We start from the raw sequence: 16,074 nt of genomic DNA, 5'->3' as shown, positions 1-16,074 counted from the left end.
AAATCACTATCTTTATTGCCCTTGGTAAACTTAATTTAACTCCAGCTTAATTACCCACTATTTTCGTGATAGAACCAAAGATTTATTTTGATAAAAGGCAGACTACTTAGTCTGCCTTTTATCATTGACAAATTAATTTCACTAAAAAAACAAGTGCTATTTTTATGATATAATTTAGTAAGAATGAAAAATACGAGGGGGTGTGTAAAATGAAGAAAAAATTGTTTGTTTTCATTGTCACATCTTTATTTATCAACTTGTTTGCTGTTCAAATAAATATCGCCGTTGAATCAATAGAAGATCAAATTGAGTTACTAAATTCCCAAATAGAGAATTTTGAAAAACAAAATCCAGATATTGATGTTGAAGTTTATTTGATTCCTAGTTACCCAGGTTCAACTTACAAATTTTACGGGACATTTGTAGTTACCAATGCGAAAGAACCTACGATCTTATCTCTTGATATGGAGTGGATAAATGAATTTTCACCTTTCCTTGTAAGCTTAAATCAAGAGACTGAATATTTTGATGTAAACAATCTTATTCCACAAACCGTAGAAATGGTGACAATTAATGGCGATATAAAAGCGATTCCTTATTATGTTGAAACAGGTGTTTTGTATTATCGAAAGGATTTATTGGAAAAATATGGATATGAAGTACCGAAAACTTGGGATGAATTGATTACAATTGCAAAGGATATTTCTCAAAAAGAGGGAATAGAAGGATTTGTTTGGCCCGGTGCTAGATACGAAGAGTTAACAACTTTTTTCCTTGAAATTTTTTATTCTCATGGAGGTAAGATATTCGAAGGAGATAACTTTGTTCTAGAACAAGCAGAAAATAAAGACAAAGCTTTAGAAAGCCTAAAACTCTTAAATAACATTATATCAGAAGAAATTAGTCCAAAAGGCGTAACAACGTATAGAGAAGAAGAATGCAGAAATATATTTCAAAATGGCGATGCAGTTTTTATGAGAAATTTGAGTTATGCTTGGCATTTATTAAATAGCGAAGGTTCGAATATTAATGGAAAGGTAGGGATCGCCCCTATCCCGAAAACTGATCTTATAAGTCAACAACTATTTGTGCTTGAAGGGAAAGCTTTGGCAATTAACCCAAACGCTTCTGATGAAGAAAGAGAGGCCGCAAAAAAATTTATAAAATATTTGACTTCCAAAGAAAGTCAAATACAAAGATTAATACAATTAAACTTTTTACCAACTAATTTAGAAGTATTTAACGATCCAACTATCTCTGAAGTTGATCCTAATTTATTGAATTTCAGATCATCTTTAGAAAATTTAGTTTTAAAACCAAAAGCGCCTATATATACAGAAATTTCTTTTCCTATACAAAATAATGTGTATGATGTCTTAACAGGAAGAATTTCGGTTGAAAGGGCTTTAAACAACATGATAGCAGAAATAGAGTTTTTATTACGTTAAAGGATTCAATTAAAAAAATTAATAGCGGAGGTGCAATATTAGTGAATAGTCTAGATCGACAACAAGTTATAAAAGACTTAGTAGTTAAGACCGATTCAAAGATAGTATTACTTGTCATGGATGGATTGGGAGATCTGCCAAAAGATGGTAAAACTCCTCTTCAAGCTGCATACAAACCCAACATGGATGCTTTAGCCAAAGAAAGTGATTTAGGGCAAAGTGTACCTGTTCTACAAGGAGTCACTCCTGGTAGCGGTCCAGGGCATCTTTCTCTTTTTGGCTATGATTCCTTAAAGTATGACATAGGAAGAGGCATATTAGAAGCTCTTGGATTAGGAATAAAAGTGAATAAAAAGGACGTTGTTGCAAGAGCTAATTTGACAACAATAAAAGATGGAATAATAGTCGATAGAAGAGCTGGAAGACCAGCTAGTGAAGAATCAAAGAAAATTGTAGAAATTCTCTCCGAAAATATTAAAAAAATTGAAGATGTTGATATTACTTTCTATCCAGGGAAAGAACATAGATTTGTAGTTAAATTTACAGGAGAGGGCTTATTTGATGAAGTAACGGATGCTGATCCACAAAGAGAAGGGCTGCCAATGGAATGGGCTAAGGCAACCAATCCTGATTCAGAAAAAATGGCTAATATAGCGAACAAATTGATAAAAGAGATAGGGGAAGTGTTGAAAGATCAACCAAAAATGAATTTCGCACTATTACGAGGATTTTCCAAGCATCCTCTATTGCCATCTTTTGAAGAGAATTATAAACTAAAGGCCGCTGCTATTGCCACATACCCTATGTATAAAGGACTTGCAAAATTAGTAGGGATGGAAGTGTTAGAAGCAGGACAAACAACAGAAGATGAGGTCGAAACATTGAAAAAAGTATGGAATGAATATGATTTCTTCTACTTTCATGTGAAAAAAACTGATTCCTACGGTGAAGATGGGAATTTTGAGGAAAAAGTGAAAGTAATTGAAAATACCGATAAAGCTGTGAAAGAAATTTTAAACCTCAATCCAGATGTTTTAATCATCACCGGAGACCATTCTACTCCTGCTTTACTCAAAGCACACAGTTGGCATCCTGTCCCTGTTTTGATTTATTCGAAATATGTAAGAAAAGGATTGTCTGTATCTTTTGATGAATATGAATGCGCAAAGGGAACCCTTGGAACGATATCAGCCTTGGATATTATGCCGTTAGCTTTAGCAAATGCTTTAAAACTAGAAAAGTACGGAGCTTAATCAAAGCGGGCCCTATGGCCCGCTTTTTAATAAAGCTGATTATTTTGAAAATCCTTCTTTTATCTCAATGTTTATATTTTTTGATATAATCTATGAAACTATTGAAAAAATTTAATGAAAGGAGAACTGGAATAACGATAAGAGCTAAAGAACTTTCTTTAATAGCCATATTTGTTTCTCTAATGTGTATAGGCTCACAGATTATTATTCCACTGGGTCCTATACCTTTTACTCTTCAACTACTTTTTGTGTTTTTGACGGGATACTTTTTCTCTCCAAGAAAGGCTTTTGCTATTCAAATTATCTACTTATTATTGGGTGTAATAGGTTTACCGGTATTTGCAGGCTTCTCAGGAGGGATTGTTCACATTTTAGGACCTTCTGGTGGTTTTTTAGTTTCTTTCCCCTTAGCTGCTATTTGTATTAGTTTTCTTAAATTCAAAAAAGGTTTTTCAGATTATTCCTCTGGTTTATTAGGATTATGTGTAATTTACTCTATAGGTTGGATTTGGTTAGGAATATATACGGAAAGCCTTCTTCTATCTTTTAAGGTAGGTGTATTACCTTTTATATTATTTGATCTCATCAAAATGGTTATTTCAATTTATCTGAAAAAATTGATAGAGTCAAGATTAAAACTGATTTCATCTTTTTGATACTTTCAAAAACTATTCGTTCTTTATCAAGGTCGGCTTTTTTCTTATCCATTTCAACGCTATTCTTTCAAAAAATCTCATAATTCGAGTCCATAATCCTTCTTTTTTAGACAGAGGGTTAACTTTTATTGTGTAAAATCCTAAGGCATTTCCCAAAGCAACATCCGTGAAAAGTTGATCCCCAATCACTACGCCCTCCCCAGGTTTGTAACCATGAAACTTTATTTTTTTTCTGATTTTAAACCTTAATGGCTTCATTGCAGAAGTTAATAAATCTACCCCTAACTCACTTAATTGTATATCTAAATTCTTAAAACTCTTTTTTGAACTATTACTTGCTATTAATATATAGAATCCGAGATCTTTTAATTTTAAAAAGAGGTCAATGACTTCTGGTTGTAAATAATCACTATGCCATTCGTTGAGGGTATTATCAAAGTCAAAAACTAAAATTTTATACCCCTTCTCTTTTAGGTGCTGGTAATCAATATCAAATACACTTTTTTCAAATTCATTTGGACCTACTAAATCAATAGCTCTAAAAAACCAACCTATCGTATAAAAAAACACGTTGTAAGCAAATTTCGTAAATCCAGCCATAAATTGTTTAAACTTATTTTCGAGGCCGTAAGTGTATGGATTTATCAAAATCGTATACAACCCCAGACGATTTCCTGCGCTAATATCTGTGATAAAAAGATCACCTATAATAACAGTTTCTGATTCTTTGGCATCAAGCCCTTCTAAAACAGATTTTAACTTTTTAGGATTAGGTTTTTTCATACTTGTATGTACTTTTACCCTTCCGTTAGTCAGTTTTTCAATTCTTTTTACCTTTTCCCTTTTGGCATTGGTAACTATTGCAACTTTAAAACCATCGTTTATTAATTTGTTTAAAAGATTCACGGTTTTGTCGGGAATGTTGTCGTCTCTCCAAACAGTAATTGTAAAATCATAATCCATAAGAATAGTATTGAAACCAAGCTTTTTTAATTTTTCATAGTCAACAGAGTATATATCAGGACTATATTCTCTAGGTATTGGAATGTATTTAAATAATCCCGTTATGCGGTTCAATACTTATAACCTCCACTTTTATGTCGGAATTTTTTAAAGAGTTGAGTAAAGTTAATGCTTCATCGACTAAACCTGCTGGTACTATTATTTTAAAATACCCATTCTCTTGTTTTTTCCTAACATTCATTATGTGAGCTTCAGCCTCGACCAGATAAATTAAAAGGTGAATATCTTCTTTTGCTATGTCTATATAAATATCGTATTCAGAATGCAATTTTTCTTTCTCCATTAACTTATTTTTCCTCCTAGTAACTAGTTTTAGCGCCCCTTTGGGTGTCTTTAGCTATCTTCATACTACAAAATTTCAGAAGATACAGTCGCTAATTCTGATCTTTCACCTTTTTTCATTGTAATATTGGCAGATAAAGGATTTTCTTTAAATTTTGAAGCGGTGTAGACTAAACCGTTAGATGAACTGTCCAAATAGGGGTTATCTATTTGATATGGGTCTCCAGTTAATACAATTTTTGTGCCTTCTCCAACTCGAGTTAAGATAGTTTTTACTTCAGCAGGCGTTAAATTTTGTGCTTCGTCAACTATCATATATTGGTTTGGGATTGTTCTTCCTCTTATATATGAAAGTACCTCTATCTCTAATAAATCTTTCTTAGTTAAATATTCTTCTGGTTTTTTACCGCTACCCTTGAATAACAAATCTAAATTATCATATATAGGTTGTAACCAGGGGCGCATTTTTTCTTCTATATCTCCGGGTATATATCCGATATCCTTCCCCATCGGTATAACAGGCTTTGAAACCAAGAGCTTATTGTACAACTTTTCAACTTGCACACAGTATAACCCTGCTGCCAATGCTAGTAACGTCTTACCAGTTCCAGCCTTACCAACTAGCGTCACAAAAGGTATGTCAGGGTTTAAAAGTGCATCCAAGGAAAAAACTTGTTCTACATTTCTAGGTTTTATTCCAAAAATTTCGCTTTCAAAATCTATCAAAATTGATTGAAACTTCTTTGACTTAGAATCATATCTTAAAAATAAGTCTCCATAGTTAAGATAGGTATTTGGAAAAGGTTCTTCTTTGAACCCTAATTCTGAAAAATCGTGCTCATCCTTTTCTTCAACCTCTTTATCTGGATTTTCTACAATATAATAACCATCAGGCAGAAGTTTTATATCTATTTTATCCGTCAAATAATCTTGACTTTCTAATCCTAATGCATCAGCTTTGATCCTCAGATTTAAATCTTTACTTACAATTATTGTTGGTAAGTTGTCTGTTTTTTTCAAAAACATGGCGTAATATAATATGAAATCATCTTTTGATTCCCCAAGGTAAGTAGGAATTTTATGTTTTTCATCATTTTTTTCGAGGGCTAAGATTTTCAATGTACCTCCGCTAGGCAATTTTATCCCTTTATGTAGTGGTGTCCCGTTCCTAAAACTATCTAAAATTCTGTTAACCTCTCTGGCGGATTTAGCTACTTTATCGCTTCTCGTTTTTAGCTTGTCAATTTCTTCTAATACTGGAAATGGTATTAAAACATTGTTATCTTGAAAATTGAGAATACTGTTAGGATCATGAATCAAAACATTTGTATCGATAATAAAATTCTTAACCAAAATCAATCACCCCATTTTTTAATAAAGTTGGTTATTCCTTCGAAAGAAAAAAGTTTAATATATTTTTGGAAAAGTTTGGCTGTAGATAAAGCATCATCCCAAGCTCTATGAAATTGTTTTATCCCTAAATTGAACTTTTTCGAAAGGAATTCAAGATTGTATGGACCTTTATCAAAATAGTATTTTGAAATCTCGAGAGTGTCAATATAGTAATTGTCAATTGAAAACATTCCACTTTCTTTTGCAGCAATATCTAAAAACCTTAGATCCATTTTTACGTTATGTGATACAATTATAGAATCATCAACATACTCTTTAAATCTTGGAAAAACTTCCGATAAAGATGGAGCGTTAGAAATATCTTGATTATTTAATTTATGAAATTTCGAGACCTCTCCCGGTATGAATATATTTGGATTTACCAAGGTATGAAATGCATATTTGAAATTAATTTTTTTATCGTATATAGGGATGGCAGCAATTTCTATAATTCTATCTCCAAACTCAGGGTTCAAACCAGTTGTTTCAAAATCTAAGGCTAAAAAAACTTTATCTTTAACTTTCATCCTGATCTTACCTCCACGAATAAATTATATCATATGATTTAAAAATTTTTGGTCTTGATTTAAATAGTCAATTTAAGGTATAATTATTACTAGTGAAGAGCGTCTGTAGCTCAACTGGATAGAGCGTCGGACTTCGGATCCGAAGGTTGTGGGTTCAAATCCCACCAGATGCGCCATTTCTTCTATATAAGTCGAAATTATAAACAAAACATTACAGGGAGGTATCATTCATGGCAGAAACGGAAGTACTAAAAGTAGCTGCTAACTCAAATCCAGTTGCTGTTGCCGGTGCTTTGGCTGCTATAATTAGAGATAAAGGAATCGCTGAGTTACAGGCTATAGGAGCCGGCGCAGTTAATCAAGCTGTTAAAGCTATAGCAATAGCCAGGGGGTACGTAGCTCCTAGCGGAATCGATTTGGTTTGTGTTCCAGCATTTTCGGATGTTGAAATTGAAGGGGAAGAGAGAACGGCAATTAAATTTTTGGTTAAAGCAAGAGACTAAAAGAGGCTATGCCTCTTTTAGTTTTTTTAGTTTTAAAATTAAAAATATTTGTATTTTTAGTTTTTTTTCATCTAGCTGTGTTATAATAACTTTAGTTTGACTTCAACAAATTATTATATAAAGGGGGAAAGTACAAATGGACGTTTTGAAGGAATTGGAAAATATGTTAGAAACGTTAGCCGACAAATACAACGAATTAAAAAAAGAAAAAAACGATCTTCAAACTCAGTACGATGAATTGTTCGGTGAGTATGAAAAAATAAACAATGAAAAAGAAGAGATGGGACGTGAACTAGAAGAATTAAGAAGAAAGAATGACGAAATAGAAAACCATCTAAACCAGTTAAAAAGTTCCCTTATATCAAGATTAGGAGATGAGTTTAGAACTGGAGAATTTGATAATCCGGCATCTTCAAATACCCCATTCCAAGATGAGCCGGATCAAAATCAGTATTAATTGATTCATAAAAAACATTTAAGGATGAAAAATCATGAAGAATTATCGCTCAATTGAAGTAAAAATCTTAGGAAAAGATTATAAATATAAAGTAGACGAACCTGAGGATGTTATAAACGAAATTTTAGAAAACATAAAATCCGAAGTTGAATCCTATGCAAAAAAAATCGGTGGAGAAGAAGTGGATTATATCTTTCTCCTATTGCTTCTAAACGAAAGATTAAACAGTATAAGAACAAAACAAGAAATTAAACATATGGTTGATAAATTCAGCGATATGTTGAATACCGCACTTAAAAGCAACGAAGAAGACAGTAAGGAACAAAGTAAAAGCATACAATGGGGGTAAGATATTTTCCAGTTATGAAAATAGGTCTTTTTGATTCAGGAATCGGTGGTTTAACGGTTTTAAAAAAAGTGATAGAAAATTTTGGTAATCATGAGTATTTTTATCTAGCTGATAATTTAAATGTACCTTATGGTTCAAAGCCTATTCCTTTTTTAAGAGAAAAATTAAAAAACATACTGTCTTTTTTTCACACGATGAAAGTAGAGCTTTTGATTTCTGCATGTAATACAACAGATTCCATTGTAAAAAAAACGAATTTTGACACGAAAAATTATAGCTTTACATATGTGAGTATAATAGAAAACGCCATAAAAACAGTAGAAAGAAACGATTCTGTTCTTTTATTAGCAACCGAAAACACTATTAATTTGGGTGCTTATAAGGAAGCTCTTATAAAGAAAAAAATAACCAATCTCGAAGAAAAAGCATGCCCTTTGTTCGTTCCACTCATAGAAGAAGGTTATTGGGATGGACAAATGGCAGAATCTGTTTTGAGATTTTATTTACAAGATTCCAAATCTAAGTACCACAAGGTAATATTAGGTTGCACTCATTATCCAATTTTGGAAAACCAGATTAGAAAATACACGAATTCTTCCATCGTTGACCCTGCAGAGGGAATAGTTGATTTTTTGAAAAATGAGATCAAATTAGAGAAAATAGATGGAAAAATTAGAGTGAATTATTTAGTTACAGGAAATACTGAGAAATTCAAATTGCTTTCCAAAATATTTATGAAAGACGTAAAGTATCATCCTATTTTTAAAAAAATTGAATTAGAAAGTACTTAAGGGCGATTGATAATTTTGCAAACAAAACCAACCGTTTTCATAATAACCGGTTTATCTGGTGCGGGTAAAACCTTATTATTACAATCTCTTGAAGACGAAGGGTATTATACAGTTGACAACATACCACCCCATTTAATAGAGCATTTTTTAAACATTTTATGTACAAGTAATGTTAAGAAACTCGCTATTGTCAGTGATATCAGATGGAAAAATCCCGATAAATTGAACGAACTATTTAAAAATGTTGAAAGTTTAGCCAAATGTAATATGGAAATTCATAAAGTCTTTTTAAAAGCTGATAAAAGCGAGTTAATCAATAGATACAAAAAAACCAGAAGGACCCATCCGTTAGGTCTTTCCTTAGAAAACGCCATAGATGAAGAAATGAAAGTTATGTCAGAAATAGAAAGTTCTTGTGACATAGTTATCGATACTTCCTCAACAGAACCGACTGAATTTAAAAAAAGATTCTTTCAGATGATAAAAGAAGATATGAAAAAATTAAAGTTAAATTTTATCAGTTTTGGATTTAAAAACGGTATTCCACAAATCTCTGATTATGTTTTTGACGTGAGATATCTCCCAAACCCCTTTTATTTTCCAGAGATGTATGAACTTACTGGTTTAGATATGAAAGTAATTGAATTCCTTGAAAAATTTAAAGAAACTCATGAAACTGTTGAGAAGATTGCTAATTTAGCCAAGTTCATCCAAGATAAATATTCTGAAAGTGGTCGTATAGAAGCATATTTTTGCATAGGTTGCACAGGAGGTCAACATAGATCGGTTTACGTTGCTCAAAAGGTTTATGAAATTTTAAAAAATGAAGGTAGAGAAGTAAGCATAGATCATAGAGACATAGAAAGATAACACGGAAATATTCTTTAGGTGGTTGATGCTGTGAAAAATATAGTAACAATTGGTGGCGGAACAGGGACAAGTCAAATATTAAGGGGATTGAAATGGAATCAAGATATAGATATTGTTTCCATCGTCACTGTTACAGATGATGGAGGAAGCTCCGGAATATTGCGTGAAGATTTTAATATATTGCCCCCAGGAGATATCAGGAACAATATACTAGCCTTGGCTGAACAAGAAACCCTTCTGACTAAATTACTTAAATATCGATTTAATGAAGGATTCTTAAAAAATCATAATCTCGGTAACATAATTTTGCTAGCATTAACTCGAATTAACGGTAATAATTTCCCCTTAGCTATAAAAACATTGTCGGAAGCTCTGAAAATAAGAGGAAGGGTCTTTCCTGCTTCTTTGGACTCTCTAAAACTTGTAGCAGAACTTGACGATGGTGAGATCATTTTTGGGGAAACTTCAATTGTGTTGAAAAACAAAAATATAAAAAGAATCTGGTTGGACGGCAATGCCGAAGCATTTGATGAAAGCGTTATGGCTATTCAAAAAGCTGATATAATAATTTTTGGACCTGGCAGTTTATATACCAGTATTATCCCTAATATATTGGTAGACGGAATAAGAAATGCAATCAATTTATGCAAAGCTAAGAAAGTATATATTGCGAATATTATGACACAACCAGGAGAAACGACCAATTATTCTTTAAAAGATCATGTTCAAGAATTAGAAAATTATTTAGGTGAAGAATTAGATTACATTATAGCCAACGAATCAAATTTACCATATGAAATAATTCTGAGATACCAACGAATGGGATCTATCCCAGTAAAATTAGATATGGAAGAAGATAGAAGAGTAATGATATCTGATTTGGTTTATATTTTAAACGATGAGGAACCAAAAATTAGACATGATCCAAAAAAAACATCAGAGTTGATTTTAAAATGCGTTCAATGAATTCCTTTTCAGAAGCGCTAAAAGTGAGCCTTGTGAATAGTGATTATATTTTCCCAGAAGCTGAGTTCTATGGTTTTTTCATAGGAAAAGGCGAAATTATTGAAAAAGAATCTGAAAAATTAATAAAAATATCCATAACATCTTTGAATAGTTTTAAAAGATTGTATAAACTTTGCAAATATTCGTTCACTGATAAATTCGAAGTACAATTTAACAACGAAAAAAGGTTAAATCTTGGTGGAACAGGTTCTATATTCTTAAACTATCAAACAATAGATAAAATATTAAAGAAAAGCAATCTTTATTTAAATGAAAATAAATTTTCCCCACCTTTAAAAAAAGATCCATTGATTTTTGGATCTTTTCTTAAAGGTTTATTGTTATCTTGTGGGTCTATATCAGTAAAAGAATCTTATCATTTAGAATTCAATTTGAAAACAAACAATATATTTAAAGAGGATTTAGTTAGAACATTTAAAAGTCTTTTGGGTGTAAATGCCAGATTTTTTAATAGAAGTAAAGGCTCGAAAGTATACATAAAATCACGCGATGACATTTTGAATATTCTTGAGCTTCTCAATGCCAAGGAAAAAGTAAAAGAATTAAGCGAATTGATGGATATAAGGGATCTACGAAGTAACGTAACAAGAACTATTAATTTAATATCTGCTAATTCATCAAAAACAGCTCATAGCTCAATAAAGCAAATTAAGGATATACAAATTATTCAAGAAAGTATAGGTTTAGATAGTTTACCATATGACCTAAAACAAATAGCAGCTTTTAGATTAGAAAATGAAGATGCAAGTTTGAGCAACATGGCAGAATCTTTATCAATGAAAAAATCTACTTTATACAACAAACTAAAAAAAATCTCAAAAATTGCCGAATCTCTAAAAAATACCTAATTCAGATAAAATGGTGGTGCAATAATTATGAAATGTCCTTTCTGTGGTTACGAGGAAACTAAAGTTCTAGACTCAAGACCAGCTAGTAACGGCACTTCCATAAGAAGAAGAAGAGAATGCTTGCAATGTCAAGCTCGTTTTACAACATATGAAAGATATGAACAAACAAGGATAAGAATAATAAAAAAAGACGGCAGAAGGGAACTTTACGATAGAAAAAAACTAATGAATGGGATCTTAAAGGCATGTGAAAAAAGGCCTGTGAGCACCGATCAAATTGAAGAAATTGTTGATAACATAGAAGAAGAATTAAGAAGAAGTGGCAATTCAGAAATTTACTCTTCTGAAATCGGTGATAAGGTTATGGAACAACTGAAATCAATTGATCAGGTTGCTTATGTAAGATTTGCTTCGGTGTATAAAGAATTTAGAGATTTAGACAGTTTTTTACAAGCTATAAGAGAATTAAAAAATAGTTAATCACCATTATTAGAAATGGGAGGAGCGATACAAAAGTGGCTGAACAAGTATACAAACTAACCAGAGAAGGGTACGAAAAATTAAAGAAGGAACGAGAAGAGCTTAAAAAAAGACTTATGGGGGAAGTTGCCGAAAGGATTAAAGAAGCCAGGGAATTGGGAGATCTATCAGAAAATAGTGAGTATGAAGAGGCAAAAAACGAACAAGGAATGATAGATTCCAGAATCAAAGAGATAGATTATATATTAGACAATGCTGAAATAATTGAAAATGGAGGCAATCACGATAATTCTACCGTAAGTTTGGGAAAAAAGGTGAAAATAAAAGATTATAGATTGAATAGAGAGCAGGAGTTCCTGCTAGTTACCCCTCAAGAGGCCAATATCGAAGAAAGTAAAATCAGTATTGAATCTCCTATTGGAAGATCATTACTAGGAAGAAGAAAAGGGGAAGTTATCAACATTAAAACAGCTAGAGGAAGCTCAAAAAAAATAGAAATCAAAGAGATAAGCTAAGACTTCATAGATCACAAAACTAATCTTACCAGGCAGGAGGCAAAGTATGGACCTTAGAAATATACGAATACATCAATTAAAAGAAATGAGGGAAAAAGGATACCATCCATATAAGTACAATTTTCAAAAAAATTATACTTCCCAACAAATCAAAGATCTTTTCGATAGTAAAGTAGAGGCTGGCCAACAATTACCGGATCAAGTTTTTAATTTCGCTGGAAGGTTGATGAATCTAAGAAAACATGGCAAATCTGCTTTTGCTGATTTGAAGGATGAATTTGGACGTATTCAGATATATATTCGTTTAGATCAAGTAGGACAAGAAAGTTATGATTTTTTCAAAGAATATATTGATATCGGAGACTGGGTAGGAATAAAAGGTTATCCCTTCAAAACGAGAACAGGCGAATTAACCCTTTTGGCTTTAGAAATAGAATTACTCTCAAAGGCCATTCGCCCTCTTCCTGAAAAATGGCATGGACTCAAAGATAAAGAAGTTCGATATAGACAAAGATATGTTGATATGATTGCAAATGATGACACCATTAAAACCCTCAGAACACGTTTTTTAATCATCAAATACATTAGAGAATACTTAAACAACAAAGGTTTTTTAGAAGTCGAAACTCCTGTTCTCCAAAGTATAATGGGGGGAGCAAATGCAAGACCTTTTATTACCCATCTAAACGTTTATGATATAGATATGTACCTCCGGATAGCCACAGAACTACATCTAAAAAGATTGGTCGTCGGGGGCATGGAAAAAGTTTATGAAATAGGGAAAATATTCAGAAACGAAGGTGTTTCAAACAAACATAATCCAGAATTCACAACTATTGAGTTGTATCAAGCTTTTGCTGACTACAACAATATGATGGAACTAACCGAAGATCTTTTGTACAACATTACAAAAAAAGTTCACAACAAAGCAAGAGTTACATATCAAGGAGAAGAAATAGATTTCACACCTCCTTTCAAAAGAATAAAGATGAGAGAATTCATACAAGAAAATCTTGGAATAGATATAGTAGAAGCTAGTGATCAAGAACTGAAAGAGTTTTTGAAAAACCAAGGTGAAGAGGTAGAAATAGAAGACAGATACCATTATCTCGATAAAGTATGGGATTTAGTCGAAGATAAGATCATTCAACCTACATTTGTTATGGATTATCCTATAGAATTATCTCCACTAGCAAAAAGAAAAAAAGATGACCCAAGGTTAACCGAAAGGTTTGAATTAATAATAAAGGGCAACGAAATAGCTAACGCCTTTTCTGAATTGAACGATCCTCAAGATCAATTTGAAAGATTTAAAAAACAAATGGAACTCAAAGAGTTGGGTGATGAAGAAGCTCAAATGATGGATCTCGATTTCATAAGGGCGTTAGAATATGGTTTACCTCCCACTGGAGGGCTAGGAATAGGTATCGACAGAGTTTGTATGCTGCTTACCGATACCCCGACTATTCGCGATATTATACCTTTTCCAATTGTAAAACCCGTATCTTTCGAAGATGAAGAAGCTATGTTAAATGAAGAAGAGACTAACGAATAAAAGAGGAGTTCAATGCATTTAAAAGCCTTTGGAAAAGTTAACCTTTACTTAGATGTAATTAGTAGGCGAAAAGATAATTATCATAATATTTTAACGCTTTTCCAATCGATTAATGAACACGACGATATATTTATTGAGTTTTCCAAAAGCGAAATATTTGAATCAGAACCATCTTTAAACATCTCGTGGGATAAGAATATAATAAAAAAGTCCATAGAGACCTTTAAAAAAGAAACGGGTTTTTACAATTTTAACTTAAAAATTAAGCTTATTAAGAATTTACCTATGGGTGGAGGATTAGGGGGCGGAAGTGCCGATTCTGCTGCTGTTTTAAACTTTCTCTCAAAGAATTTTAAAATATCAGAAAAAGAATTATTCGAAATAAGTTTCAAAATTGGAAGTGATGTCCCATTTTTGCTAAAAGGCGGAACAGCAATTGGTAAGGGTAAAGGAGAAATTTTAGAATTTTTGGAACCTTTAAAATTAAATATTCAAATATACCCTATGAACTATAAAATTGATACTAAAAAAATGTATGAAAAACTAGACCAAAATTGGGAAAGTATCGACCATTTTGGTGATCCATACAAATTGTATGAAGCCTTAAAAAATAACGATATTATAACAGCTAAACAAAATGCGTTTAACGTATTCGAACAAGTGGTATTCAAAGAATATCCTAAATTGAAACAAAAAAAGGAAGACATAGAAAAGGATGAAGGGATTATATTTGCTTTGATGACTGGTTCAGGTAGTACGTTATACAAAGTAATTGCAACTAACTGAACTCTTTATCCATCTTATAGACAAAAGCTATTATTTCAGCAGCTAATTCATACAATTCGTCAGGGATTTCTTCATCCAAATCTAAACCATAAAACTCTTCAACAGCTTTTTCGCTTTTAACTATTGGTATGTTTTCTTCTTCAGCTATTTCTATGATTCTTCTGGCTATTGAATCGATACCTTTAGCAACGACTTTAGGTGCTTCATCTGTTCCTCGTTTATACCGTAAAGCTACCGCTTTTTTTGAATTAGACATTTTTTCATCACTTCTTTAAATATTCTTTCATTGTTTCAACAATGTAATCCACGTCTTTTTTACTTACCCAATAATTAGTTACAAATCTTAATTCTCCATTTTCTGGTGGATTTATTTTGATACCTTTTTCTAAAAAAAACGATACCATTTCCCTAAAATTTATATCTTTGTTTATTCTGAAAAAAACCATATTTATATGAATATCGTCTAAGTTCACAGAAATTTCAGGGATTTCATTTAACCTTTCTCCTAGATATCTAGCGTTTTCATGATCTTCTTTTAGTCTGAATCTCATCTTTTCAAGGGCAATTAATCCTGCTGCAGCTAAAAATCCAGCTTGCCTTAATCCCCCACCCATCAGTTTCCGTTTCTTTTTGGCCTTTTGAATGAAATCTTTACTCCCGGCCAGTAAAGAACCTACGGGAGCACATAGACCCTTTGAAAGGCAAAACATGACTGAATCACAATATTGAGTTATCTCCTTGGGATCAACGTTCAAGTAGGTTGCAGCGTTGAATACTCTAGCTCCATCCAAATGAACAGGAATTCCTTTCTCATGAGCTGTCTCAGATATTTCTTTCATATTTTCAAGCGACACAACCCTTCCATTGGAATGAGCATTTTCTAGACATATCAATCCAGTAGATGGAAAATGAAGGTCGTCTTCTCCCTTTCTTATTCTATTTTTAATATCCTGAGGTGCCATAACTTCCTTATCACTATTTATAGTTCTCAATTGTACGCCAGCAATTACCGAAGCTGCCCCGACTTCGTGAACAACAATATGGCAACTATCATCAAGGATAACTTCATTTCCTCTTTCACAATGAGTAAAGATGGAAAGTTGGTTACCAAACGTTCCACTAGGAACAAAAAGTGCGTCTTCCTTTCCAACTACTTCCGCAGCATATTTCTCTAATTTTTTCATCGTTGGGTCTTCATCGTAAACATCATCCCCAACTTCTGCCTTAAACATCGCTTCTCTCATCTCTTGAGTAGGTTGCGTAACGGTATCACTTCTGATATCTATGTATCTCACTAAAACTCCTCCTCTTTC

Annotated in this window: 20 protein-coding genes and 1 tRNA gene; 15 read left to right on the top strand and 6 right to left on the bottom strand. The window is 32.4% G+C overall.

What is annotated here, in order from left to right; genetic code table 11:
• The first annotated feature begins 209 nt into the window (after positions 1-209).
• The 3 genes from ACW9JY_RS05545 to ACW9JY_RS05535 all read left to right on the top strand — a co-directional run bounded on the left by ACW9JY_RS05545 (position 210) and on the right by ACW9JY_RS05535 (position 3,357).
• On the top strand, positions 210-1,448 hold the full coding sequence (locus ACW9JY_RS05545; RefSeq protein WP_103078893.1) for an ABC transporter substrate-binding protein: 1,239 nt from the start codon (positions 210-212) through the stop codon (positions 1,446-1,448).
• Between the two features lie 41 nt (positions 1,449-1,489).
• On the top strand, positions 1,490-2,701 hold the full coding sequence (locus tag ACW9JY_RS05540) for a 2,3-bisphosphoglycerate-independent phosphoglycerate mutase (RefSeq protein ID WP_103078894.1): 1,212 nt from the start codon (positions 1,490-1,492) through the stop codon (positions 2,699-2,701).
• Positions 2,702-2,793: 92 nt separating this feature from the next.
• Positions 2,794-3,357, top strand: a complete 564-nt coding sequence (locus ACW9JY_RS05535) for a biotin transporter BioY (protein WP_211286454.1) — start codon at positions 2,794-2,796, stop codon at positions 3,355-3,357.
• 12 nt (positions 3,358-3,369) lie between these two features.
• On the opposite strand, the gene ACW9JY_RS05530 is transcribed toward ACW9JY_RS05535, so the two are convergent.
• The 4 genes from ACW9JY_RS05530 to ACW9JY_RS05515 all read right to left on the bottom strand — a co-directional run bounded on the left by ACW9JY_RS05530 (position 3,370) and on the right by ACW9JY_RS05515 (position 6,581).
• Complete coding sequence (locus ACW9JY_RS05530; protein ID WP_457283644.1) at positions 3,370-4,434, bottom strand: YqeG family HAD IIIA-type phosphatase; 1,065 nt, start codon at positions 4,432-4,434, stop codon at positions 3,370-3,372.
• Positions 4,409-4,663 (bottom strand): DUF4911 domain-containing protein, encoded by a 255-nt coding sequence (locus ACW9JY_RS05525; RefSeq protein ID WP_457283643.1) that lies wholly within the window; start codon positions 4,661-4,663, stop codon positions 4,409-4,411. Before ACW9JY_RS05525 ends, ACW9JY_RS05530 begins: the two co-directional genes overlap by 26 nt.
• Before the next feature lie 65 nt (positions 4,664-4,728).
• The gene (locus ACW9JY_RS05520) at positions 4,729-6,015 is read right to left on the bottom strand and encodes a PhoH family protein (RefSeq protein ID WP_457283642.1); all 1,287 of its coding nucleotides are present in this window, start codon (positions 6,013-6,015) and stop codon (positions 4,729-4,731) included.
• 2 nt (positions 6,016-6,017) lie between these two features.
• Positions 6,018-6,581 carry a 3'-5' exonuclease gene (locus ACW9JY_RS05515; protein ID WP_457283641.1) on the bottom strand — a complete coding sequence of 188 codons (564 nt, stop codon included), beginning with the start codon at positions 6,579-6,581 and terminating at the stop codon, positions 6,018-6,020.
• Positions 6,582-6,680: 99 nt separating this feature from the next.
• On the opposite strand from ACW9JY_RS05515, the gene ACW9JY_RS05510 reads away from it, so the two are divergent.
• The 12 genes from ACW9JY_RS05510 (at position 6,681) to ispE (ending at position 14,761) form a co-directional block, all read left to right on the top strand.
• Positions 6,681-6,757: transfer RNA gene (locus ACW9JY_RS05510), tRNA-Arg, on the top strand.
• Between the two features lie 54 nt (positions 6,758-6,811).
• Positions 6,812-7,084: a stage V sporulation protein S gene (locus ACW9JY_RS05505; protein ID WP_103078897.1), complete on the top strand. Its 273-nt coding sequence runs from the start codon at positions 6,812-6,814 to the stop codon at positions 7,082-7,084.
• Positions 7,085-7,220: 136 nt separating this feature from the next.
• Positions 7,221-7,541: a coiled-coil domain-containing protein gene (locus ACW9JY_RS05500; RefSeq protein ID WP_103078898.1), complete on the top strand. Its 321-nt coding sequence runs from the start codon at positions 7,221-7,223 to the stop codon at positions 7,539-7,541.
• 34 nt (positions 7,542-7,575) lie between these two features.
• Complete coding sequence (locus ACW9JY_RS05495) at positions 7,576-7,890, top strand: hypothetical protein (protein ID WP_103078899.1); 315 nt, start codon at positions 7,576-7,578, stop codon at positions 7,888-7,890.
• 14 nt (positions 7,891-7,904) lie between these two features.
• Positions 7,905-8,681 (top strand): glutamate racemase, encoded by a 777-nt coding sequence (gene murI / locus ACW9JY_RS05490; RefSeq protein WP_245857192.1) that lies wholly within the window; start codon positions 7,905-7,907, stop codon positions 8,679-8,681.
• Between the two features lie 15 nt (positions 8,682-8,696).
• On the top strand, positions 8,697-9,551 hold the full coding sequence (gene rapZ / locus ACW9JY_RS05485) for an RNase adapter RapZ (protein ID WP_169999569.1): 855 nt from the start codon (positions 8,697-8,699) through the stop codon (positions 9,549-9,551).
• A gap of 30 nt (positions 9,552-9,581) precedes the next feature.
• Positions 9,582-10,517 carry a gluconeogenesis factor YvcK family protein gene (locus ACW9JY_RS05480; RefSeq protein ID WP_103078902.1) on the top strand — a complete coding sequence of 312 codons (936 nt, stop codon included), beginning with the start codon at positions 9,582-9,584 and terminating at the stop codon, positions 10,515-10,517.
• Positions 10,505-11,425 carry a DNA-binding protein WhiA gene (gene whiA / locus ACW9JY_RS05475; protein ID WP_103078903.1) on the top strand — a complete coding sequence of 307 codons (921 nt, stop codon included), beginning with the start codon at positions 10,505-10,507 and terminating at the stop codon, positions 11,423-11,425. Before ACW9JY_RS05480 ends, whiA begins: the two co-directional genes overlap by 13 nt.
• A gap of 27 nt (positions 11,426-11,452) precedes the next feature.
• On the top strand, positions 11,453-11,905 hold the full coding sequence (gene nrdR, locus ACW9JY_RS05470) for a transcriptional regulator NrdR (protein WP_103078904.1): 453 nt from the start codon (positions 11,453-11,455) through the stop codon (positions 11,903-11,905).
• A gap of 35 nt (positions 11,906-11,940) precedes the next feature.
• The gene (gene greA / locus ACW9JY_RS05465; protein ID WP_103078905.1) at positions 11,941-12,420 is read left to right on the top strand and encodes a transcription elongation factor GreA; all 480 of its coding nucleotides are present in this window, start codon (positions 11,941-11,943) and stop codon (positions 12,418-12,420) included.
• A gap of 46 nt (positions 12,421-12,466) precedes the next feature.
• Positions 12,467-13,975, top strand: coding sequence for a lysine--tRNA ligase (gene lysS / locus ACW9JY_RS05460; protein WP_103078906.1), 1,509 nt, complete (start codon positions 12,467-12,469; stop codon positions 13,973-13,975).
• 12 nt (positions 13,976-13,987) lie between these two features.
• Positions 13,988-14,761 (top strand): 4-(cytidine 5'-diphospho)-2-C-methyl-D-erythritol kinase, encoded by a 774-nt coding sequence (gene ispE / locus ACW9JY_RS05455; protein ID WP_103078907.1) that lies wholly within the window; start codon positions 13,988-13,990, stop codon positions 14,759-14,761.
• Here ispE and ACW9JY_RS05450 read toward each other — a convergent pair.
• Both ACW9JY_RS05450 and ltaE read right to left on the bottom strand, forming a co-directional pair.
• Entirely contained in the window at positions 14,754-15,017 is a 264-nt protein-coding gene (locus ACW9JY_RS05450) for an EscU/YscU/HrcU family type III secretion system export apparatus switch protein (protein WP_103078908.1), read from the bottom strand. The two genes, ispE and ACW9JY_RS05450, sit on opposite strands and share 8 nt — an antisense overlap.
• Positions 15,018-15,024: 7 nt before the next feature.
• Positions 15,025-16,056: a low-specificity L-threonine aldolase gene (gene ltaE, locus ACW9JY_RS05445; protein ID WP_103078909.1), complete on the bottom strand. Its 1,032-nt coding sequence runs from the start codon at positions 16,054-16,056 to the stop codon at positions 15,025-15,027.
• Positions 16,057-16,074: the final 18 nt, after the last annotated feature.

The organism is Petrotoga sp. DB-2 (genome assembly GCF_054051725.1).
The sequence above is the reverse complement of the archived record's forward strand: the minus strand, read 5'-3'. Positions and strand labels throughout refer to the sequence as shown.